The sequence below is a fragment of the Patulibacter minatonensis DSM 18081 genome, assembly GCF_000519325.1.
In the GTDB taxonomy this organism is placed as follows: domain Bacteria; phylum Actinomycetota; class Thermoleophilia; order Solirubrobacterales; family Solirubrobacteraceae; genus Patulibacter; species Patulibacter minatonensis.
On record NZ_KI912613.1, the window covers coordinates 475,442 to 496,715 of the forward strand.

Sequence of the window (21,274 nt, forward strand, 5' to 3'; positions counted from 1 at the left end):
ATGCGGTGCCCGCTCACGAGACGCCGGCCTCGCTGCCCGGCACGCCGGCGACGGAGCACGCCCTGGCCGCGCCGAACGCGGGGGCGCGGGCCGCGTCGGGTGGGTTGGTGCGGATCGTTCTCCAGGGCGTCTCCCTGCTGCTCGCGCTGGTCTCGACGGCAGTCATCACCCGGCACCTCGGCGCCACGGGCTTCGGGCAGTACGCGACGATCCTCGCCCTGACGACCCTGATCTCCGGGGTCACGGACTTCGGGCTCGCGAACGTCGGGGTCGGCGAGTGGCTCGTTCGCGACGCTCCCGGTCGCCGGACCCTGCTGGGAGACCTCCTGACCGCACGCGTCCTCGTCGTCGCGGTCGCTTCGATCTCGGCGCTGACGTACACCGTTGTCGCGGGGTACGACGGCACCGTCGTGACCGGGACGGCGATCGCCGTGTCGGCCGTGGCCGTCAACGCCTGCAGCTCCGTGTTGACCGTGCCGCTAATGGTCCAACTGCGTTGGGTGGCGATCGGCTTGGTCGAGGTCGCGGTGACGATCACGCAGGTGGCGATCCAGGTGCCCCTCGTGCTCGGTGGGTCAGGCGTGCTCCCGCTCGCTGCGGCGCTTGTCCCTGCAGCGATCACCGGAGCCGTCCTGACAGCACTCTTGGTCCGCGGTGACCTGCTGCGCCCAAGCGCGTCCGTCCGTGGCGCTTTCACGATTCTTCGACAGTCTGTGGCGTTCGGTGCGGCGAGCGCGACGAGCGTGGTGTACCTGCGTACGACAATGCTGATCGTCCCGCTCGCCGTATCGGCAGAGGCCACGGGGCACTTCGCGGTCGGCTTCCGCGCCGTCGAGTCGCTCACGATCGTCCCCCTGCTCCTCACCGGGGCGCTGTTCCCGGTCCTCACCCACGCCGCCGCCCACGACCGTGAGCGGCTGACCGGAGGGTTCGACGCGCTTTGGCGGTCCAGCGCCACGGTCGGCGCGTTCGTCGCGTCGTGCGTCATCGGTCTCGCCCCCCTGGCCGTCCTGGCAATCGGGGGAAGCTCGAACGCCGTCTCCGAACGTGCCCTCGTGGTCCTCTGCGTCGGGCTCGCCACGCTGTTCATGAGCGCTGCAAGCATGTGGATGCTGCTCGCCGAGCGGGCATATCGCGACGTGCTCCGCATCAACGCCGTCGCGCTGCCGCTCAACATCGCGCTCACGACGGTCGCGGTGCTCTGGCTAGGGGTGGAGTGGGCCGGCCTCGGACTCGTCGGGTGCGAGGTCCTGATCGCCACCGCCGCGAACCGCGCGGTCTGCCGCAGGCTCGAAGTTCGGTCGCTGGGACACGGTGGGCACGGTCTCCGTGTCCTCGTCGTCGTCCTGCTCGGCGCGACCGCGTTCTTCGGGCTCCAAGACGCCCCGCTGGTGCCGCGGGTCCTCGCGCCCCCGTTGGGAGCCGCTTTCCTCCTCGTCGCGCTCCGGACGATCCCGGACCCGCTGCGCGACATGGTGGTCGGGCGCTTCCGCGAGCGGCGTCCGAGGACCAGAGGAGGATCGTGACGTTGTCCGGAAGCCCACCGTCGGTCACCATCGGCATCCCGACGTTCAGACGACCGCAGCTCGTGGTCCGGGCCGTACGGTCCGCGCTCGCGCAGGTGCACACGAACGTCGAGGTCCTGGTCGCCGACGACGCGTCGGGGGACGAGACGGTGGAGGTGCTCGGAAGGATCGCGGCGGATGACCAGCGGCTCCGAGTCCATCGCCACGACGCGAACGTCGGCCACGCCGCGAACTACCGGTGGACGCTGGAGCACGCGACCGGTGAGTTCTTTATGTGGCTCTCCGACGACGATCATCTCGACCCGGGGTACGTCGCCGCATGCCTTGCGGTCCACGACCGGTTCCCGGGGACGTCCCTCGTGACCGGCAACACCGTCCACACGGGCGCCGGACGATCGTTTACCGAGCCCCCGACGGAGCTCCTTAGCGACCGCCCGGGAGCTCGGGTGCTCGCGTTCTACGCCGGCGTCGACCACAACAGCGGGCTCTTCGGCGTCGGCCGCACCTCACTCCTTCGACGGCACCGGTTCGACGACGTCTTCGGCGGGGATTGGTCGTTCGTCGCGGGCATCGCCGCCGCGGGCGTCATCCGGTGCGCACCCGATGCCGTGTTGCACCGATCCCTCGAGGGGCTGTCTTCCGACGCCCGGAGCCTCGCGCGGCAGGAGTTCTCGCTCCGGGGGTTGACGCAACGGTGGCCCCACGTCGCGCTCGCGGCTCGGATACGGCACGAGATCGCCGCCGGCAACGACTCCTACTCCAAGCTCGGTCCGTCCTGGCGACGCGCGGCCCTGGGTCGTCTGGCGCGATGCCTCATCCTCACGCGGTTCGTCGTGTTGGCCCTCCCGGTCAGGGTCGTCGGCTCGTTCCTGCACCGCGGTGGCGTGAGGAGCCGCCGCGGCTGCGGCGAATAGGCTCCCTGGAGTGACGCGCAGTTCCGGAACCCGCCCCTCGTCGACCGTGGAGCCGACGGGCGCGTCCGCGATGCCAGAGGGTTTGCGGGGACGGCGCACCAGCGGCTACGAGTCGGGACGCCCCGATGTCCTCGCCCATGTGCCGGACAGCGCCGGCACGGTCCTCGACATCGGGTGTTCCACCGGTTTGCTCGGCGCAGCCCTCGTCGCGCGGCAGGGGGCACGTGTCACAGGCGTGGAGCCCGTCTCGGAGTACGCCGCGGAGGCTCGCCAGCGGCTCGCCGCCGTTCACGCGATGACCGCCGAGCAGTACGTCGCCACGGGCTCGACCGACATGTTCGACTGCCTCATCGCCGCGGACGTGCTCGAGCACCTGGTGGACCCCTGGACGACGCTCCGCGACGCGTGCCGACAGGTGCGTCCGGGCGGGACCGTCGTCGTGAGCGTTCCCAACATCCTGTTCTGGAAGAACCTGGTCCGCGTGATCCGCGAGCGTCGCTGGCCTCGCGACCCGGAGCTCATGTTCGACGCCACCCATCTCCGCTGGTTCTCGCCCGACGACGCCGTCCAGCTCGTGGCCGGGGCCGGCCTCGAGGTCGTCGCGGTGGAGCCGCGTTACTGGGCCGACGGCTGGCGGCTGGCGGTCTATCGACGGCTCGCACGCACCGGACTCGGTCCGTTTCTCGGCGTCCAGACGATCGTGCGTGGTCGGAAGGTCGCGTAGCTGCGCGAGCCCGCTCCTGCTGCGCGCACCGCGGGAGGTGAGCGTCCGCGGACCACCGACGGCCGCGCTCATGTCGGGCCGGGTCCCTTAGGGTTCCGCGCATGCCGAAGCGCGCCCTCATCACCGGAATCACCGGCCAGGACGGCTCCTACCTCGCCGAGCTGTTGCTCGAGCAGGGGTACGAGGTGCACGGCATGGTCCGCCGGGCGTCGACGGAGAAGTTCGACCGCATCGAGCACCTTCGCGACAAGGTCACGCTGCACCAGGGCGACCTGCTGGACCAGCGGTCGCTGGTCGACACCATCCGCGCGTCGAACCCGGACGAGATCTACAACCTCGCGGCGATGAGCTTCGTCGGCCTGTCGTGGGTCCAGCCGACGCTGACCGCCGACTTCACGGGCGTCGGCGTCACGCGGGTGCTCGAGGCGATGCGCGAGGCCGCCCCGGAGGCCCGTTTCTACCAGGCGTCCTCGTCGGAGATGTTCGGCAAGGTCCGCGAGGTCCCGCAGAACGAGGACACCCCGCTCTACCCGCGCTCGCCGTACGGCGTCGCGAAGGTCTACGGCCACTTCATCACGGTCAACTACCGCGAGTCCTACGACCTGCACGCCACGTCGGGCATCCTCTTCAACCACGAGTCCCCCCGCCGCGGCCTCGAGTTCGTGACCCGCAAGATCACCTGGCACGCCGCCGCGATCAAGCACGGCCTGCGCGACAAGCTCGCGCTGGGCAACCTCGACGCCAAGCGCGACTGGGGCTACGCCAAGGACTACGTCCAGGCGATGTGGCTGATGCTGCAGCAGGACGTCGCGGAGGACTTCGTCATCGCGACGGGCGAGACCCACACCGTCCGCGAGTGCGTGCAGGTCGCGTTCGACGAGGCCGGCCTGGGCGATTTCGAGCCCTACGTCGAGATCGATCCGCAGTTCGTCAGGCCCGCCGAGGTCGACCTCCTGATCGGCGACCCGAAGAAGGCCAAGGACGTCCTCGGATGGGTGCCCGAGACGTCCTTCGAGGAACTCATCCGCCTCATGACCCGCGCCGACCTCGAGCTGCTCTCCAAGTGACGCGCCGCGGCCTCAAGCCGCGCATCGGGGCGTGGCTCGCGGACGTCTTCGCGCGAACAGAGGAAGAGAATCGTCGAGTCATCCTCGAGGTAATGGAGCGGCGTCCGGGAGCAACTCTCGTCGACCTGGGCTGCGGTGACGGTCAGTTCACGACGCGGGTCGCATCGGCGATCAGTGCCGGACGCACGGTCGGCGTCGATTTCTACGGACCTTGGATTGACGAGGCGCGTGCCCGAGGGGTCGACGTGAAGGTCGCCGACATGTCGACGGGGCTCCCGTTCGACGACGACTCCGTCGAGGTGATTCATTCGAACCAGGTGATCGAACATCTCGCGAAAACGGATCTTTTCCTCCAAGAGATTCAGCGTGTGCTGCGCCCGGACGGCTATGCGGTGGTCTCGACGAACAACCTCGCAAGCTGGCACAACGTTGCCTCGTTGATTGCCGGGTACCAGCCGTCCCCCGCCCACGTGTCTGACTACACGGTCACCGGCAACCGGCTGAACGCAGCATTCGACGGCTACGTCCAGGAGCAGGCAGGCCAACAACACCTGCGGATCTTCACCGGCGTCGGACTCGAGGACCTCGCGAAGTTCCACGGGTTGACGGTCCAGGAAAGCCGCACGGCCGGGTTCTACCCGTTCTCTCCGCGAGTGGCCCGCCGCCTCGCCCGAATGGATCGGAGGCACGGCGCGTTCCTCGTGCAACGCTTCGGCAAGGGTGTCGCTGCGAACCGCACCGCGCCGAAGGGGATCGTCGAGAACTGACGCATGCGCATCTGCATCGTCTACGACTGCCTCTTCCCCTGGACCGTCGGTGGTGCCGAGCGCTGGTACCGGAACCTCGCCGAGCGGCTCGCCGCCGAGGGGCACGAGGTCACCTATCTGACGCTCACGCAGTGGGACGAGGGGGATGCGCCGCAGCTCGAGGGCGTCGACGTGGTGCCCGTCGGGCCGCGGATGGAGCTCTACGTCGGCGATCGGCGGAAGATCGGGCCGCCGCTCCGGTTCGGTCTCGGGGTGTTCCTGCACCTGCTGCGGCGAGGCCGGCGGTACGACGTCGTCCACACCGCGTCGTTCCCGTACTTCTCGCTGCTCGCCGCGGCCGTGACGCGGCCGGTCGGGCGGTTCCGGATCACGTGCGACTGGCACGAGGTGTGGAGCCGGGAGTACTGGCTCGGATACCTCGGCGGTGCTGCGGGACGGATCGGGTGGATCGTCCAGCGGGTGTGCGCGCTCGTGCCCCAGACCGCCTACGCCTTCAGCCGGCTGCACGCCGGGCGCCTGCGCGAGCTCGGGCTCCGCGGGAACGTCACGGTGCTCACGGGCGAGTATGCCGGGAGCCTCGAGGCTCCGCCGGCCGATCCGGCCACCACGCCGCCGACCGTCGTCTACGCCGGCCGGATGATCCCGGAGAAGCGGGTCCCGCTCGTCGTCGACGCGATCGCCGCCGCGCGCGAGCAGGTGCCCGATCTGCGGGGCCGGATCTTCGGCGCGGGACCCGAGGCCGACCTCGTCCGGGCGCGCATCGCCGAGCTCGGGCTGGAGGGCGTCGTCGAGCTGCCCGGGTTCGTCGCGCCCGAGGTCGTCGACGAGGCGATGCGGACCGCGACCTGCATCGTGCAGCCGTCGTCGCGCGAGGGCTACGGGATGGTCGTCGTCGAGGCCTCGGCGCACGGTGCGCCCGCCGTCGTGGTGGCCGGCGAGGACAACGCCGCCGTCGAGCTCGTCGACGAGGGCGTCAACGGCTTCGTGGCACCCGAGGCGACCGGCGCGTCGATCGCCACGGCCGTCGTCGCCTGCCACGAACAGGGCGACGAGCTGCGGGCGTCGACCCGCGAGTGGTTCGTCGAGAACGCCGACCGGCTCTCGCTCGCCGGCTCGCTGCGGACCGTCGCCGCGGGCTACGTCGGCGCCCGTCGCTGACCGGCTCCCCGGTCAGCCCAGCGCCAGCTCGTACGTCCGCGTCGTCTCCGCCGCGGCCCGCTCCCACGAGAACGTCGCGGCGCGCTCCAGGCCACGGGCCCGCAGCTGCCCGCGGAGCTCCTCGTCGCCCGTCAGGCGCAGGATCGCCTCGCGGATCGACGCAGCATCGGACGGGTCGAAGAGGAGTGCTGCCTCGCCCGCGACCTCCGGCAGCGACGCGCGGTCCGAGCAGGCTCCCGGGACGCCGCGGGCCATCGCCTCGAGCACCGGCAGCCCGAAGCCCTCGTAGAACGACGGGAAGACGTGGGCGACGGCCAGGCCCCACAGTCCCTCGACGTCGGCCCCCGACAGCCAACCAGGGAACCGGACGTCGTCGGTGACGTTCCGGGCGGCGGCGTGCAGGCGCAGCGCCGGCTCGTGCTCGGTCGCGTAGCCGGGGACCACGAGCAGCGGACGACGTTCCGACGGGATCCCGGCGAGCGCGTCGATCAGGCCCTCGACATTCTTGTGCGGGCGCTTGGCGGCCATGCTCAGCAGCACCGGTCGCTCACCGAGGCCCAGGCTGCGACGCAGCGCGACCTCGGCCGTCGCGATCGACGGGTCCGGCAGGGTCGTCGCGAGGTGCACGACGTCGATCCGGTCCGCGGGCGTGCCGATGTGCGCCGCGACGTCGTCCTTCGTGGACTGCGAGTCCGCGATCACCCGCACCGACGCGCGGACCGCCGCCGGTACCAGCACGCGCATCCCCAGTCCCCGCAGCCCGAAGTGCGCCTCGGGGGCGACGGCGTAGTGCAGGTCGTGGACCGTCGTGACCCTCGGTGGCCCGCCCACGAGCCGGCCCGGCCCGGTCGACGCCAGGCTGTGGACGAGATCGGCGCCCGCCTCCGACGCGATCCGCGGGACGTGCCGCTGCTCGCCCCAGACCCACTGCCTCCGGTCGCGAGCGTCGACGGGAGCGACGACGGTGCCGTCGATCGCGTTCCACGGCGCGTCGCGGTCGGCGGCCGCGACCTCGTTGACGATCGACGTCACGCGGAGGCCCGGCGTGGCGGCCAGGCGCGGCAGCAGCTCGCGAGCGTAGACCTCCATACCGCCGGTCTCACCGGGAACGAGGAACACGAGGTTCAGGGCGACGTGGACCGGCCGTGACACGCGGCGGATGGTCGCAGGCCGGACGACCGGCTCAGGGCCCGCCCTACCCCTCCCCCCGCAGCCGGTCCACGTCCGTCGCCACCATCTGGGCGACGAGGCTCTCGAACGAGTGGTCCGGCGTCCAGTTGAGGACCTGGCGGGCCTTCGTCGGGTCGCCGACCGGGGGCCACTGCTCGGGAGGGCGGACGAAGCGCGGGTCGACGACGACGCGGTCGCGGATCCGGCCGTCGCGGGTGGGGACGAGGCGCTCGACGCCGGCGGCGAGGAACGCGGTGTCGACGAGGTCGCCGACGGTGTGCGGGATGCCCGAGGCGAAGACGTAGTCGTCGGCGACGGGGTGCCGGAGGGCGAGGACCATGCCGGCGACGATGTCCTGGGCGTGCGACCAGTCGCGGACCGCGGCGAGGTCCCCGAGGGTCAGCTCGTCGGCCTGGCCGGCGGCGATCGCCGCGACACCGGCGGTGACCTTGCGCGGGAGGAACCGCTCGGGCCGGCGCGGCGACTCGTGGTTGAAGGTCACCGCCGAGACCAGGTGCCGGTCCTGGTGCTCGCGCAGGGTGCGGACCAGGCCGTGTGCCGCGAGCTTCGCCACGCCGTAGGGGCTGCGCGGCCGGGTCGGCGCGTGCTCCCCCTGGGGCGACACGCCGGAGTCGCCGAAGATCTCGCTCGAGCTGGCGACCAGGACGCGGACGTCGTCCATCGTCGCGGTCTCCGCGAGGATCGCGGCGGTCCCGGTGACCACGGCGCGCGTGACCTCCGTGGGGTCCTTCCAGGAGTCGGGCACGAACGTCGGGGCGGCCAGGTGGTAGACCTCGTCCGGCCGGGCGGCGGCCACCGTCCTGCGCAGGCCCTCGGGGTCGAGCAGGTCGGCGGCGGCGAGCTCGACGTGCCCCTCCAGGTGCCCGAGGCCCGCGGCCTGCAGGGCGCCGTCGGTGCGCCGGACCGTCCCGATGACCTCGTCGCCGCCGGCCAGGAGCTGCTCCGCGAGGTAGCCCCCGTCCTGGCCCGTCACACCGGTGATCAGGACGCGGCGCGTCATGTGGTCCCCTGGTCCGGCCGGCAGCGCATCGGCGCCCAGTCTATGAGCCCCCATCCGTCGGGGATCGGCGGGCCCGGGACGATCGCCCGCGACGGCCGCGCACCCGGTCGCGCATGGCCGCGTCCCCCGATGGGTAGTCCCTGCACGCGGACGTGCGGCACACGGATCGGAAACCCGGACCGATAGGGTTTTGACCGACCGCGCAACTTCTGTAAGCACCACGGGTTTCACCCCGCGAGCGCCAGAAGCGGACGATCCCCGTCCTCACGGCCCACCCACACCATGCACAACCACGGGAACCCGGTCTCCAACGCGGACGTCCTCCGGTCGCTGGCGACCCCGCCGCCGCAGGTCGAGGTCGTCGGGATCCCGATGGCGCTGACGACCTACGAGCGCACCCTCTCCTGGATGGACGCGATGGTCGCCTCCCGCCGGCAAGGCTACGTCTGCGTCGCCGCGACCCACACGGTGATGGCCTGCCACGAGGACGAGGAGCTCCGCGCCGCCGTGCTCGGCAGCTCGCTGACGGTCCCCGACGGCCAGCCGCTGGTCTGGGCGATGAACCTGCTGGGCCACGAGCAGCCCAACCGCGTGTACGGCCCGACGCTGATGGAGCGCCACTGCGAGCACGCCGCCCGCAACGGCACCCGCGTCTACCTCTACGGCGGCCGCGACCGCGACGCGCTGGACACCCTGGCGCGCAACCTGCTCCGGCGCTTCCCCGGCCTGACGATCGTCGGGGGCTGGTCACCGCCCTTCCGCACGCTCACGGCCGCCGAGGAGGAGGACATCGTCGAGGAGATCAACCGCTCCGGCGCCGATGTCGTCTGGGTCGGGATCGGCGTGCCGAAGCAGGAGAAGTGGATGGCCGCGATGCGCCCCCGGCTCGAGGCCCCGGTCCTCGTCGGCGTCGGCGCCGCCTTCGACTTCCACGCCGGCCTCGTGCCCCAGGCCCCGGCCCGTGTGCAGTCCCTCGGGCTCGAGTGGCTCTTCCGGCTGATCCAGGAGCCCCGCCGTCTGTGGCGGCGCTACGCGCGCTACAACCCCCTCTTCGTCCTCCGGTTCGGGGGACAGCTCCTCCGCCAGCGCTCGTCCGGCCAGTCGGTCGCGCCGGTGCTGCTCGAGGGGCCTCCGCCGCGCCGCCGCCCCCTGCGGCGCAGGTCGGTTCCCGCCGGTCGATAGCCTTCCCTCGGTGGATCTGGACGTCGCAGTCGTCGGTATCGGTCGCGTAGGGCTCCCGCTGGCGCTCGCGTTCGCCGACAGTGGTCTCCGGACCATCGGGATCGACGCCAAGGAGGAGATCGTCTCGGCCGTCCAGGACGGCCGCATGCCGTTCGACGAGCCGGGTGCCGAGGAGATCCTGGGACGCGTCCAGGCGAACGGCACGCTCGAGGTCTCCGGCAGCGTCGCCGAGGCCGCGCGGGCGCGCCACATCGTCCTGACGCTCGGGACCCCGTCGTTCTCGCACATCGAGATCGACGTCGGCCAGATCCGCAGCGTGCTGGACGACCTCCTCCCGCACCTGCGCGAGGGCCACTGCATCGTCCTGCGCTCGACGATCGCCCCGGGGACGACCGAGTTCGTCGCCGGCTACCTCGAGATGCACCGCGGGTTCACCGTCGGGACGGACCTCTTCGTCGCGCACGTCCCCGAGCGGATCGCCGCCTCCCGGTTCTTCGCCGAGATCTCCACGCTGCCGTGCATCGTCGGCGGCGTCGGGGAGCGCTCGGGCGAGGTCGCGGCCGAGCCGTTCGCCGCGCTCGGCGCCCGCGTCGTGCACACGACCCCGGTCGAGGCCGAGCTCGCGAAGATCTGGACCAACATCCTGCGGTACACGATGTTCGCGCTGCCCAACCGGCTGATGATGGAGTGCGAGCAGTACGGCGCCAACGTCTTCGAGGTCATCGACCTCATCAACCGGGACTACCCGCGCGGCGGGATGAAGCTGCCCGGGATGACCGCCGGCACCTGTCTGCGGAAGGACTTCACGTTCTCCGAGGAGCGCTCGCCGGCGCCGGGGATGCTGCTGGCGGTCTCGCGCGTCAACGAGTCCGTACCGCTGTTCCTGCTGGACGGCGTCAAGCGTCGGCTGCCGGGTGGCAAGCTCCGCGGGCGCAAGGTCGCCGTCCTCGGCCTGGCGTTCAAGGGCGACACCGACGACGAGCGCGACTCCCTGAGCTTCAAGCTCATGCGCCTCCTGGAGCGCGAGCTCGCCCTCGTCGCCGCGCACGACCCGCACAGCCCCTCGTCGACGCTGACGCTGGCCGAAGCCGTCGCCGACGCCGACGCGATCGTCCTGGCGACGAACCACAGCGCGTGGAAGGACCCGGCCGTGCTCCGCCGGATCGCCGACCTCGCGTCCGACGGCGCCGTCCTGGCGGACCCGTGGAACTGCTTCGGGCAGGACGCGGTCTTCGGCGAGGCCGAGACGCTCGCCGGCCAGGTCGAGCGGCCCGAGGCGCCGGCGCCGACCGTCGCCTGACGACGGCCCCGGCCCGCCGGCCCCGCACGCGCCGGGCCGGACGACTCGTCACCCGACCGCCACGACCGCCGGGCCGGGCGCCGGATAGCCTCCGGCCCAATGTCTCGCGTTCTCGTCACCGGCGGTGCCGGCACCATCGGCGCCGCCGTCGTCCGTCGTCTCCTCCGCGATCCCCGCTTCGAGGTCCGGGTGTCCGACCAGCGCGACGCGCCGGACTGGATGCGCGAGGGCTGCGAGATCCACCGCGGCGACCTGCGCGACCGCGACGAGGCCAAGCGCGCGCTCGTCGGCTGCTCCCACGTCATCCACCTGGCCGCGATCGTCGGCGGGATCGGCAACTTCCACAAGCTGCCCTACACGCTGACCGACGTGAACTCGTCGCTCTACAACAGCGTCATGGGCGCCGCCGTCGAGATCGGCGTCGACCGGTTCACGTACGTGTCGAGCTCGATGGTGTTCGAGAACACCACGACGTTCCCGACCGCCGAGTCCGACGTCGACAAGGTCCCCGCGCCGACGTCGGCCTACGGCTTCTCGAAGCTGACCGGCGAGGTCCAGATCAAGGCCGCGCACGCCGAGCACGACCTGCGGTACACGATCGTCCGCCCGTTCAACGCCTACGGCCCCGGCGAGATGCCCGAGGACGAGCCCGGCATCGCGCACATGGTCCCCGACGTCATCAAGAAGGTCCTGGCGCTGCCCCAGGGCGCGCCGCTGCCGATCTTCGGCAAGGGCGACCAGACCCGCACGCTGACCCACGTGCAGGACATCGCCGACGGCATCGTCACCGCGACCGGCCACGACGCCGGCCTGAACGAGGACTTCAACATCTCCGCCGGCGACGAGCGCACGATCGCCGACGTCTGCCGCGTCATCTGGGAGCAGTGCGGCCGCACCGACGAGCTCGTCTTCGAGCACCTCCCGACGTTCGACGTCGACGTCCAGCGCCGCTGGCCCGACGTGTCGAAGGCCAAGCGCCTCCTGGACTGGGAGTCGCAGATCCCGCTCGACAAGGGCGTCGCGGACACCGTCGCCTGGTTGAGGACGGTCTGAGCCGTCGCCCGCCTACGGGTGGGCGACGAAGAACCAGATCATCTCGGTGAAGAGTGCCTGGAACTCATCGCGAGACAACGGGCCGTTGCCGTCGATGTCGAAGAGGCGGTAGCCGACCTCGCCGATCAGGAAGTCGTGGATGTCGGACGACGTCGCGCCGAAGTGCTCGCTGCCGCCGACGCCGTGCTCGAACGCGATCGTCGGCCGGTCGCGCAGGAGGAGCTCCTTCGCGCCCTTCAGCACGCCGAGCTCGCCGCCCTCGACGTCGATCTTCACGAACGACACGCGGCGGTCGGGGTCGACGACGTCGTCGAGGCGCTCCACGGCGACCTCGATCGTCTCCTTGTCGTCGCCGCCGTGCCCGCGGTCCCGCAGGCCGCTGAGCTCCGGGCTCTGCCGGACGTGCGTGAACAACGCGGAACCGGCCTCGTCGGACACGGCTGCCTCGCGGACCTCGACGCCCGGGAAGCGCTCGCGGAGGATCTGCGCCTGCGCCGGGAGGGGCTCGAACGCCAGGTGCGTGCCCTGCGGGGCGTACCGGACGATGTCCTGCAGGACGGTGCCGGTGTGGGCGCCGACGTCGACGCAGTTCGCGTCGACCGCCAGCCCGTGGGCGAGCAGCAATCCGAGGTTGACGTTGTCCTGGTTGTTGCGACGCGCGTGGCGGCTGACCAGCCGGTAGCCCCTGCGCAGGTGGTCTCCGACCCCCAGGCGGTCGGAGACCGTGGAGATGCGTTCGATCGTGCTGCCGGCGAGCGCCATGTCGGGCCAACGGTATCGGGGGCGCCCCGGGCGGGATGCACGCCGCGGCGCCACGTCCCCGCCACGGCGGATCCTGGTCGGCGGCGCCTCAGATCGCCTTGCCCGGGTTCATCGTCCCCGCCGGGTCCCAGGCGTCCTTGATCGCGCGGCCGAGGCCGCGGGCGTCGCCAAGCTCGGCGTCGAGGTGGGCCGTCTTCAGCAGGCCGACGCCGTGCTCGCCGGAGACCGTGCCGCCGAGCTCGAGGGCCAGGGCGACGATCGCGTCGAAGGCCGCCCGGGCGCGGAGGACGGCGTCGGCGTCGCGGTGGTCGTAGACGACGGTCGGGTGCATGTTGCCGTCGCCGGCGTGACCGAAGGTGCCGATCAGCACGTCGCGATCGACGGCGATCCGCTCGACGCCCGCGAGGAGCGCGGGGACCTGCGGCAGTGGGACGGCGACGTCGTCGAGGAGGGTGGTGCCCTTGCGCTCGAGCGCCGGGTAGGCGAGCTGCCGGGCGACGGTGATCGCGCGTCCCTCGGCCTCGTCGTCGGAGACGACCGAGAGCGTGGCCCCGGCGGCGTCGCAGAGCTCCTGGATCAGCTCGATCTCGCGCAGCCCCGCGTCCGCCCCGGCGTCGGACCGGGCGAACAGCACCGCGTGGACGTCGTCCTCGTAGCCGAGCGGCTCGAGCTCCTGCACCGCCTGCAGGGTCGTGCGGTCGAGCAGCTCGAGCATCGACGGCCGGACCCGGCGGACGATCGCGGCGACGGCCTCCCCGGCGTCGACGAGCGACGAGAACGTCGCGGCCAGCGTCGACGACCGCGGCGGAGCGGGGAGCAGGCGGACGGTCGCCTCGGTGACGATGCCGAGCGTTCCCTCCGAGCCGCAGATGAGGCCCGCGAGGTCGTAGCCCGCGACCCCCTTGCGGGTGCGGTGGCCGACGCGCACGGCCCGGCCGTCGGCGAGCACGACCTCGCACGAGAGCAGCGCGTCGCGCGTGACGCCGTACTTCACGCAGCAGAGACCACCAGCGTTGGTGGCGATGTTGCCGCCGATCGTCGAGAACTCGCGGCTGGCCGGGTCCGGGGCGTACCAGAGGCCCTCGGCCGCCGCGGCCGTGCCGAGGACCGCGTTGACGACGCCCGGCTGGACCGTGGCGGTGAGGCCGGCGGCGTCGAGCTCGACGATCCGGTCCATCCGCTCGAGGCTGACGACGACGCACCCGTCGATCGCGTTGGCGCCGCCGCTGAGGCCCGAGCCGGCACCGCGCGGGACGACCGGGACCCCGTGGGCCGCCGCCGCGCGGACCGCGACCTGCACCTCGGCCGTCGTCGTCGGGCGGACGAGCGCGGCGGGCATGCCGGCGGCCAGCAGGCCCGGCGCGGCCTGGTCGCGGCGGTAGGCCTCCAGCACGTCCGGGTCGGCGACCACGTCTCCCGCGCCGGCGAGGCCGGCGAGCAGCGTGGCCGACGGCGACCGCTGCCCCGGGAGCGCCGGACCGGGAGTCGTGTCCTCGGAGGCCATGGGGCCGAGCGTACGCCCCCGGCCCGGCGGGCCCTCAGCCCTGTGCGCGCCGGGCGTCCTGCGCCGCCTCGCGCTCGGCGGTGCCCGGGGCGTTCCAGGCCTCCCACGCGCCCTCGACCATCGCGCGGAGGTCGAGGCCGGGCTTCCAGCCGAAGTCCTCCTCGATGCGCCGGGCGGACCCGACGATCTTCGCCGGGTCGCCCGCGCGCCGGGGGGCGACGTCGTAGCCGAGGGCCTCCTCGCCGACGACGGAGAGGATCGTCTCGATGATCTGCCGGACGGAGACGCCCTCCCCGCGGCCCACGTTGTAGGCGGCGGCGAGCTCCGTGCCCTCGTCGAGCTGCACCGCCGCGCGCAGGTGCGCCTCGGCCAGGTCGACGACGTGGACGTAGTCGCGGACGCAGGAGCCGTCGGGCGTCGGGTAGTCGTCGCCGAAGACCTTCGGCCGCGCGCCGCGGGACAGCGCCCGGAAGACGAGCGGGAACAGGTTGTAGGGGCTGTGGTCGACGAGCGCGAGGACGCCGCCGTCGCCGGTGTCACGGACCGGGCCGGAGCCGACGACGTTGAAGTACCGCAGCGACGTGTGCTTGAGCTCGGGGCGTGCGACGGCCTGGTCGCGGATCAGCCACTCGCCGATGAGCTTCGACTCGCCGTACGGGCTCTCGGGCCGCTTCGGGGCGTCCTCGGCGACGATCTCGCCCTCCATCGTGCCGTAGGTCGCCGAGCTCGACGAGAACACGAGGCGGTCGACCCCGCGCGCCGCCATCTGCTCGAGGAGGACCCGGGTGCCTTCGACGTTGACGCGGTAGTAGTCGAGCGGCACGCGCGGCGACTCCCCGGCGTACTTCAGGCCACCGAGGTGGACCACGCCCTCGACCGGCTGCGCGTCCAGGGCGCGGGCGACGTCGGCGGGATCCTCGAGCTTCCCCTCGTGGAGGGTCACGCCCGCGGGGACGAACTCGCGGAAGCCCGACGACAGGTCGTCGAGGACGACGACCTCGCGGTCCGCGGCCAGGAACGCCTGGACGATGTGGGAGCCGATGTATCCGGCACCGCCGGTGAGGAGCCACGCCATGCGCCGCAGTCTAGGCGGGGAGCCTGGGGGCTTCCTGTGCTGGTCGGCGCCGCCCGCGGTCAGGCGCCGGTCGCGGCGGCGTAGAGCGCCCGGAGCCGGTCGGCGACGATCGCGGGGTCCGTCGTCCCGCGGGCGTGGTCGCGCTGCCGCGCACCGGCGGCGGCGTCGCCGGCCAACCGGTCCCAAGCGGCGGCGAGGGCCTGCGCGTCCCCCGGCGGGACGCGTGCGTCGTCGGGGACGAGCTCGCGGAGCGCCCCGACGTCGGAGGCGACGACCGGCAGGCCCCGCAGCATCGCCTCCGCCGCGGCGAGCCCGAACGTCTCGTGGGCCAGCGAGGGCACGAGCTCGACCGCCGCCCGTGCCCGCAGGGCGTCGAGCCCGGCGCGGTCCAGGCGGCCGGCGAACGTCACGTGCGGCAGGTCGGCCGCGGCGGCCCGCAGCTCGTCCTCCAGCGGCCCGGTGTTCGCGACCACGAGCGGGCGCCCGGTGATCCGCGCCGCGGCGATCGCCGTCGCGGTGCCCTTCTCCGGCGCCAGTCGGCCCGCCACGACCGCCGGGCCGGACGGGTCCGGATCCACGGGCGGCCCGGCCTGCACCGGGTGGGGCACGACGTGGGTGCGGTCCTCCGGCAGGCCGGCGCCGAGGTCGTGGAGCCGGCGGAGCGCCGCGACGCTCGGCACCGCGATCGCCTCGGCCCCCGCGACGAGCGGCCGTCGCTGCAGCGCGAGCCCGGCGGCGTAGACCGCGCCCTCCGCCCGACCGCCGCGGCACCGGTGCCGGAGCCCGGGACGGGTGTCCCCCGCGTGGCACAGGGAGCAGTCCTCCCCGTCGCGGACGCACGTCCCGACCGCGCAGACGAGACGGTAGTTGTGGAGCTGCAGCACGACCCGCGCGCCGCCGGCCCGTGCCGCCCGGAGCGCGCGGGCGCCGAACGTCGGGTGCACGTTGTGGGCGTGGACGATGCGGGCCCCGGTGCGGCGGACCTCCCGCACGACCTCGTCGGGGTCCAGGCCCCCGCGGAGCAGGCCGGCCGCCGCACGGGCGCCGGAGATCGCGGTCGAGTCGCGCTCCAGGAGCGCCGTCTCCTCGCCCAGGACGTCCTCGGTCAGGCGGCGCAGCGCGGCGATCGCGGGCTCCTCCCCGCCGAGCGTGCGGTAGCGGTGGTGCAGGTGGAGGATCACCGCGGCACGCGTCTCACCGCGTGTACCGTGTGAGGATCGTGTGGTCCTTCGTCGGGCCGGTCACGCGCCACGAGACGACCATCAGGCCCTCGTGCTCGACCCGGACCCACCCGGCGTAGTGGTCCTCGCCGCACGGGTGGTCGACCGGGCACGAGCCGCCGCGCAGGTCGAGCGGGTGGAACGGGCGGCCGTCGTCGAAGCGGACCTCCCACGGCGCCGGGCCCGACCGCGCCGGGACGATCGCCATCGTGCGGGTGGCGCTGCCCTCGAACGTCCCGAGCCGGAGCGTGCCCCGCTCGACCCACGAGAGCCCCTGGTCCTGCAGGAGGAACGTGGCCGTGCCGGTGAAGCGCCCGTCCTCGCGGGCACGACCGTCGTGGACCTGACGATCGATCTGCCAGACCCCGGGGAGGAACGTCCGTGGATCGGCCACCGCGACGGTGGGGGCGGGCGCGCGCATCCTCCTGAGCGTACGCTGGCGGGCCGTGGAACGACTGAGCGTCACGGTCGCGATCCCCACCACGGGTCGCCCGGACTCCCTGGACGTGGCGCTCCGGTCGGTGCTGCCGCAGGCGCAGGAGCTGGGCGCCACGGTCCTCGTCGTCGACGACGGGCCGTCCGAGGCGACCCGGGCCGTCGCCGCGGCGCACGGCGTCCGCTGCCTGACCCATCCCCGCCGGCGCGGCCTGAACGCGTCGCGCAACGCCGCGATCGACGCGACCGACGCGGACCTCGTCTGCCTGCTCGACGACGACGTGGCGGTCGACGACGGGTGGTTGCGGGCCCTGGTGGACGCCGCCACGACCGACCCGGAGGTGGGTGCGCTCGGCGGCCCGGTGCGGCTCGACCTGGAGGGCCGGCCCGACACCGCCGCCGAGCGCCGGATGCCCGCGATCAGCCGGCTGGTGCTCGACCCCGACGTCGACCAGGACACCGACCGGCTGTGGGGCGCCAACCTGGCCGTCCGCCGCACCGCCGTCGAGCGGATCGGACCGTTCGACCCGACGCACACGATGAGCAGCGGCGACGAGGAGGAGTGGCTGCGTCGTCTCCGCGGGGCCGGCGGGCGGATCCGCTACGTCGCTGCCGCCGGGGTCCGCCACCGCCGCACGGGCGACGACGCCGGCACCGCGGCCCTTTCCCGCGCCCAATACCACCGCGGTCGCGCCACCCGGCTGGCCGACCAGCGCGCCGGGCGCGCCCCCGGGATCGCCGGCGAGCTGCGGACCGTGGCCGCCAACCTCCTGGGCCTCGCCCGCCACCGCGACGCGCCGCACCGGTGGACGACCGCCCACGCCGCGGGACGCCTGCGGGAGGCGCTGCTCGGCTACGCCCCGCCGCCGGCCCCCGACGGGCCGTGGACCCCGGGGATCGAGGACGCGTTCGCCGGCACGAGCGGCCACGTGGCCGGCCGACGCGCCGCGGTGCTGCGCACCCACGACCGCTGGCTGGACCTGCGCCTGCGTGCGGCCCGCACCGACCGGGCGCTCGAGCGGCTCGCGGCGAGCACCCCGCGCCGCCGGATCCTCGTCGTGGTCCCCGCGCGGCCGAAGAACGCGGCGATCGTCGACGCGCTGCGGGAGCACCTGCGCTCCGACCGCCACGACGTCGAGCTGCGGATCGAGGACCCGGCCGGCCGGGCGCGGTTCGCCGTCGTCGAGCAGGCCGCCGCGGGTGCCCCGGACGCCGACTGGCTCCTGATCGTCGACGACGACGTCGCGCTGCCCGGCGGCCGCGTCCCGTGGATCGACCGTTTCGTCGGGCTCCTCGACGCCGCGGGCCTGGACCTCGCGCAGCCGGCGCACCGCAGGCACGGGCACGCCGCGTGGGAGGTCACCCGCCGGGTGCCCGGCGCCGTCTGGCGCGAGACGACGTTCGTCGAGATCGGCCCGGTGACCGCGATCTCGCGGCGCGCCGCCGACGTCCTCCTGCCGTTCCCGGACGGGACCGGGATGGGCTGGGGCCTCGACGCGCACTGGGCCGCCGTCGCAGCCGACCAGGGCTGGCGGCTGGGCGTCGTCGACGCCCTGCCCGTCGACCACACGCTCGCACCCGCCGGCTCGGGCTACGACCCGGAAGGGGCGCGCGCCGCCGCCGGCGCGCTGCTCGAGGACCGCCCGTGGATCCCCCGCTGGGAGGTCCGCACGGTCGCGCGGCACGACGCCGTGCCGCCACCGCGCGCCACGCGCTGAGCACCCGACGTTCACGCCGCGGCCACCCGGCCGTCACGGACCCGCGGCCCGGCGTCTCGTAGGCTCCCCGGGACGTGTCCGCCGTCCCCTCCCCCACGACGCGCGACCCCGAGCGCCCGCTGCGGGTGTGCGTGGTGGCCGAGTTCTACCCGCGGGCCGACGACCCGGTCCTCGGCGTCTGGGCCCATCGCCAGGCGGTCGCGGCCCGCGACGCCGGGGTCGACGTGCGGGTCCTCGTGCTCCACCGTCCCGTCCCCCCGCGGGCGACGCGCAGACGCGACCTCCTCCGCGTCCTGCGTCGCATGCGCGCGCAACCGAAGGAGACGGTCCTCGACGGCATCCCGGTCTCCTACGTGCGGTTCCACAGCCCGCCGCGGGGCCGCTCGTACGGCAGCTGGGGCCGCTGGGCCGCCCGCCCGCTGCGCCGCGCGATGCGTCGGCTGCACCGCGAGTGGGCGTTCGACGTCGTCCACGCCCACAACGCCGTCCCGGCGGGGGACGCGGTCCGCCGGGCCTGCGCGACGGGGCGCCTCGCCGACGTGCCGGTGATCGTCTCCGTGCACGGCGGGGACGTCTACTTCACGGCCGGCCGGTCCCCCGAGGGCGAGCGGGCGGTGCGGGACTCGTTCGGGGCGGCCGCGCTCGTCCTCGCCAACAGCGCCGGCACGGCCGACCGCTGCCACGACCTCGGCGCGGAGCGCACCCGGGTCGTCCGGCTCGGCACCGACCTCCCCGACCCCGACGCCGTCGAGCGCTGGCACCGTGGCCGCACGTGGACCGCCCCGACCCGCGAGGTCGGTCCGGTCGGCGAGGAGGTCGCCCCGCGACGCGCCCGCGGCCGCTGGGGGCACGGCCCGGTCCTGCGGCCCGTCGACGTGATCGTCCCCGAGCCGCGCCTCGTCACTGTCGCGCACGTCGTCCCCCGCAAGCGCCACGAGGACGTCGTCCGCGCGCTGTGGGTGCTCCGCGACCGCCATCCCGGCGCCCGGTACCGCGTGATCGGGGACGGCCCGGAGCGCCCGGCGCTCGCCCGGCTGGCCGCGGAGCTCGGCGTCGACGACCGGATCGAGTGGCGCGGGCAGCTCCCGCACGAGGAGGCGATGGAGACCGCCCGCGAGGCCGACCTCTTCGTGATGCCGTCCGTCGACGAGGCGTTCGGGGTCGCGTACGTCGAGGCGATGGCGTCGGCGATGCCGGTGGTCGCGGCGCTGGGCGAGCCCGGTCCGCAGGAGATCTCGGCGGTCGGCGACGGGATCGTGCTCGTGCCCCCCGGCGACGTCGCCGCGCTGGCGCGGGCGCTCGACGCGCTGCTCAGCGACCCCTCCCGGCGGCGGGTGCTCGGCCTGGCCGCGCGCCGCACGGTCGCCGAGTCGTTCACGTGGGAGCGCTGCGGCCGCCAGACCCTCCGTGCCTACCGCGGCGTCGTCGACGGCGGGCAGTCGGACCTCGCCATCGGCCGTCCCGGGGGCCGTCCCGCCGCGGCGTCCCGGTACGGCACGACGACGACCCCCGCCGGGGACCCGCAGGGGCGATGATCCGACCGTGGCCCCGCGCTCCGACCGCCCCATCCTGATCGTCACGTCGCGCGTCCCGCCGGAGCGCGTCGGGGCGCTGCGGGCCCTGGCCGAGCTCACGCCGGTCGAGGTCGCGATCTTCGAGGGTCGCGACCACCACTTCACCGGCTCGGTCACGGACACCGGCGTCCCCACGCACCGCGTCGGGCAGACGGGGATCCTCCGGCTCGCCGGCGCGCGCGACCGGTGGCGGACCGTCGTGGCCGGGACCGCGGGCCGGATCGCGCTCCCGTCGGCGTGGCGCGGCGCGCGGATGGCGGGCACGCCGTTCGTGCTGTGGAGCGCGATGTGGCACGAGCCGTCGACGCCGTCGTTCGTCGTCGCCCGCCCGCTCCTGCGCCGCATCGTCCGCGACGCCGACGCGATCGCGACCTACGGCGCCCACGTCTCCGCGCACGTCCGGGCGCTCGGCGGACGGCGCGTCCACGTCGCGCCGCAGGCCGTCGATCCGTCGGTCTGGGTGGACCCGCCGGCGACGCCGCGCCCGGCCGACAGCCCGTTCCGGATCACCTACGTCGGCCGCGACGCGCCGGGCAAGGGCCTCGAGATCCTGCTCGTCGCGTGGCGGCAGACGAACCTCTTCGAGGCCGTCGGCGCGGAGCTGACGCTGCTCGGGCCCGAGTCGGCGTCCGACGCGGGGCTCCCGGGCGTCCGGGCGCACGGCCCCGTCCCGCCGCACGAGGTCCGCGAGTGGCTGGACCGCAGCGACGTCCTGTGCGTGCCGTCCGAGCGCACCGCGTCGTTCGTCGAGCCGTGGGGCCTCGTCTGCAACGAGGCCCTGCACCGCGGGGTCCCGGTCGTCGCCACGGACGCCGTCGGCGCCGCCGCGGGCGGCCTCGTCCGCGACGGCCGCAACGGCCGCGTCGTCCCCGCGTCGCACCCGCTCGAGCTCGCCCGCGCGCTCACCGGCCTGGCGATCGACCCGGGGACCGCGCGCGCCCTGGGCGACGCCGGACGCCGAGACGTGCGACCGTTCACCTTCGACGCCTGGGCCGCGGGCATGCTCGCCGCCGTCCGGGACGCCGAGCGCCACGCCGCCTGACCCCGGCCCGTCCGCGAAGACCCGCGAACCTCGCGGGAACCGCGGAGGGACCGCATCGTTTC

Annotated in this window: 19 protein-coding genes; 12 read left to right on the forward strand and 7 right to left on the reverse strand. The window is 74.0% G+C overall.

Translation table 11 applies throughout. The annotated features are described in order from the left end of the window. The first annotated feature begins 5 nt into the window (after positions 1-5). The 6 genes from PATMI_RS0102345 to PATMI_RS0102370 all read left to right on the forward strand — a co-directional run bounded on the left by PATMI_RS0102345 (position 6) and on the right by PATMI_RS0102370 (position 6,156). A complete protein-coding gene (locus tag PATMI_RS0102345) occupies positions 6-1,526 on the forward strand; it encodes an oligosaccharide flippase family protein (protein WP_026909701.1) in 1,521 nt (506 codons plus the stop codon). Then, complete coding sequence (locus tag PATMI_RS37155) at positions 1,523-2,440, forward strand: glycosyltransferase family 2 protein (protein WP_026909702.1); 918 nt, start codon at positions 1,523-1,525, stop codon at positions 2,438-2,440. The genes PATMI_RS0102345 and PATMI_RS37155 overlap by 4 nt, the downstream gene beginning before the upstream one ends. A gap of 46 nt (positions 2,441-2,486) precedes the next feature. After that, positions 2,487-3,164: a class I SAM-dependent methyltransferase gene (locus PATMI_RS0102355; RefSeq protein ID WP_157260575.1), complete on the forward strand. Its 678-nt coding sequence runs from the start codon at positions 2,487-2,489 to the stop codon at positions 3,162-3,164. Between the two features lie 101 nt (positions 3,165-3,265). Further along, entirely contained in the window at positions 3,266-4,231 is a 966-nt protein-coding gene (gene gmd / locus PATMI_RS0102360; RefSeq protein WP_026909704.1) for a GDP-mannose 4,6-dehydratase, read from the forward strand. Continuing rightward, positions 4,228-4,998 (forward strand): class I SAM-dependent methyltransferase, encoded by a 771-nt coding sequence (locus PATMI_RS33715; RefSeq protein WP_051470957.1) that lies wholly within the window; start codon positions 4,228-4,230, stop codon positions 4,996-4,998. Before gmd ends, PATMI_RS33715 begins: the two co-directional genes overlap by 4 nt. Positions 4,999-5,001: 3 nt before the next feature. Continuing rightward, positions 5,002-6,156, forward strand: coding sequence for a glycosyltransferase family 4 protein (locus tag PATMI_RS0102370; RefSeq protein WP_026909705.1), 1,155 nt, complete (start codon positions 5,002-5,004; stop codon positions 6,154-6,156). A gap of 12 nt (positions 6,157-6,168) precedes the next feature. On the opposite strand, the gene PATMI_RS0102375 is transcribed toward PATMI_RS0102370, so the two are convergent. Further along, positions 6,169-7,308: a glycosyltransferase family 4 protein gene (locus PATMI_RS0102375; RefSeq protein WP_026909706.1), complete on the reverse strand. Its 1,140-nt coding sequence runs from the start codon at positions 7,306-7,308 to the stop codon at positions 6,169-6,171. Between the two features lie 43 nt (positions 7,309-7,351). Continuing rightward, positions 7,352-8,347: a GDP-mannose 4,6-dehydratase gene (locus PATMI_RS0102380; RefSeq protein WP_026909707.1), complete on the reverse strand. Its 996-nt coding sequence runs from the start codon at positions 8,345-8,347 to the stop codon at positions 7,352-7,354. A 282-nt stretch (positions 8,348-8,629) separates the two neighbouring features. Between PATMI_RS0102380 and PATMI_RS0102385 the strand changes: the two genes are divergently transcribed. From PATMI_RS0102385 to PATMI_RS0102395, 3 genes are all read left to right on the forward strand, one after another. Next, the gene (locus PATMI_RS0102385; protein ID WP_026909708.1) at positions 8,630-9,529 is read left to right on the forward strand and encodes a WecB/TagA/CpsF family glycosyltransferase; all 900 of its coding nucleotides are present in this window, start codon (positions 8,630-8,632) and stop codon (positions 9,527-9,529) included. 10 nt (positions 9,530-9,539) lie between these two features. After that, positions 9,540-10,829, forward strand: coding sequence for a nucleotide sugar dehydrogenase (locus PATMI_RS0102390; RefSeq protein ID WP_026909709.1), 1,290 nt, complete (start codon positions 9,540-9,542; stop codon positions 10,827-10,829). A gap of 99 nt (positions 10,830-10,928) precedes the next feature. Beyond that, complete coding sequence (locus tag PATMI_RS0102395; protein ID WP_026909710.1) at positions 10,929-11,882, forward strand: NAD-dependent epimerase/dehydratase family protein; 954 nt, start codon at positions 10,929-10,931, stop codon at positions 11,880-11,882. Positions 11,883-11,894: 12 nt separating this feature from the next. Here PATMI_RS0102395 and PATMI_RS0102400 read toward each other — a convergent pair whose 3' ends face one another. The 5 genes from PATMI_RS0102400 to PATMI_RS26765 form a co-directional block, all read right to left on the reverse strand. Then, the gene (locus PATMI_RS0102400) at positions 11,895-12,644 is read right to left on the reverse strand and encodes an FkbM family methyltransferase (RefSeq protein ID WP_036725101.1); all 750 of its coding nucleotides are present in this window, start codon (positions 12,642-12,644) and stop codon (positions 11,895-11,897) included. Between the two features lie 88 nt (positions 12,645-12,732). Beyond that, complete coding sequence (locus PATMI_RS0102405; protein ID WP_084269533.1) at positions 12,733-14,148, reverse strand: FAD-binding oxidoreductase; 1,416 nt, start codon at positions 14,146-14,148, stop codon at positions 12,733-12,735. A gap of 34 nt (positions 14,149-14,182) precedes the next feature. Next, entirely contained in the window at positions 14,183-15,223 is a 1,041-nt protein-coding gene (gene galE / locus PATMI_RS0102410) for a UDP-glucose 4-epimerase GalE (RefSeq protein WP_026909713.1), read from the reverse strand. Between the two features lie 59 nt (positions 15,224-15,282). Continuing rightward, a complete protein-coding gene (locus tag PATMI_RS0102415) occupies positions 15,283-16,404 on the reverse strand; it encodes a glycosyltransferase family 4 protein (RefSeq protein WP_026909714.1) in 1,122 nt (373 codons plus the stop codon). A gap of 13 nt (positions 16,405-16,417) precedes the next feature. Beyond that, a complete protein-coding gene (locus tag PATMI_RS26765) occupies positions 16,418-16,864 on the reverse strand; it encodes a DUF6314 family protein (protein WP_026909715.1) in 447 nt (148 codons plus the stop codon). Between the two features lie 25 nt (positions 16,865-16,889). On the opposite strand from PATMI_RS26765, the gene PATMI_RS0102425 reads away from it, so the two are divergent. The 3 genes from PATMI_RS0102425 to PATMI_RS33720 all read left to right on the forward strand — a co-directional run bounded on the left by PATMI_RS0102425 (position 16,890) and on the right by PATMI_RS33720 (position 21,212). Continuing rightward, on the forward strand, positions 16,890-18,596 hold the full coding sequence (locus tag PATMI_RS0102425) for a glycosyltransferase (protein ID WP_169738315.1): 1,707 nt from the start codon (positions 16,890-16,892) through the stop codon (positions 18,594-18,596). 74 nt (positions 18,597-18,670) lie between these two features. Continuing rightward, positions 18,671-20,131: a glycosyltransferase gene (locus PATMI_RS26770; RefSeq protein ID WP_245604063.1), complete on the forward strand. Its 1,461-nt coding sequence runs from the start codon at positions 18,671-18,673 to the stop codon at positions 20,129-20,131. A gap of 7 nt (positions 20,132-20,138) precedes the next feature. Next, positions 20,139-21,212, forward strand: coding sequence for a glycosyltransferase family 4 protein (locus PATMI_RS33720; protein ID WP_026909717.1), 1,074 nt, complete (start codon positions 20,139-20,141; stop codon positions 21,210-21,212). The last annotated feature ends 62 nt before the right edge of the window (positions 21,213-21,274 follow it).

What these genes read in the sequence shown, in the direction of transcription:
- gmd (WP_026909704.1), top strand. Translation starts at nt 3,266, where the DNA reads ATGCCGAAGCGCGCCCTCATCACCGGAATCACCGGCCAGGACGGCTCC.
- PATMI_RS0102370 (WP_026909705.1), top strand. Translation starts at nt 5,002, where the DNA reads ATGCGCATCTGCATCGTCTACGACTGCCTCTTCCCCTGGACCGTCGGT.
- PATMI_RS0102380 (WP_026909707.1), bottom strand. Translation starts at nt 8,347, where the DNA reads ATGACGCGCCGCGTCCTGATCACCGGTGTGACGGGCCAGGACGGGGGC.
- PATMI_RS0102385 (WP_026909708.1), top strand. Translation starts at nt 8,630, where the DNA reads ATGCACAACCACGGGAACCCGGTCTCCAACGCGGACGTCCTCCGGTCG.
- PATMI_RS0102395 (WP_026909710.1), top strand. Translation starts at nt 10,929, where the DNA reads ATGTCTCGCGTTCTCGTCACCGGCGGTGCCGGCACCATCGGCGCCGCC.
- PATMI_RS0102400 (WP_036725101.1), bottom strand. Translation starts at nt 12,644, where the DNA reads ATGGCGCTCGCCGGCAGCACGATCGAACGCATCTCCACGGTCTCCGAC.
- PATMI_RS0102405 (WP_084269533.1), bottom strand. Translation starts at nt 14,148, where the DNA reads ATGGCCTCCGAGGACACGACTCCCGGTCCGGCGCTCCCGGGGCAGCGG.
- galE (WP_026909713.1), bottom strand. Translation starts at nt 15,223, where the DNA reads ATGGCGTGGCTCCTCACCGGCGGTGCCGGATACATCGGCTCCCACATC.
- PATMI_RS26765 (WP_026909715.1), bottom strand. Translation starts at nt 16,864, where the DNA reads ATGCGCGCGCCCGCCCCCACCGTCGCGGTGGCCGATCCACGGACGTTC.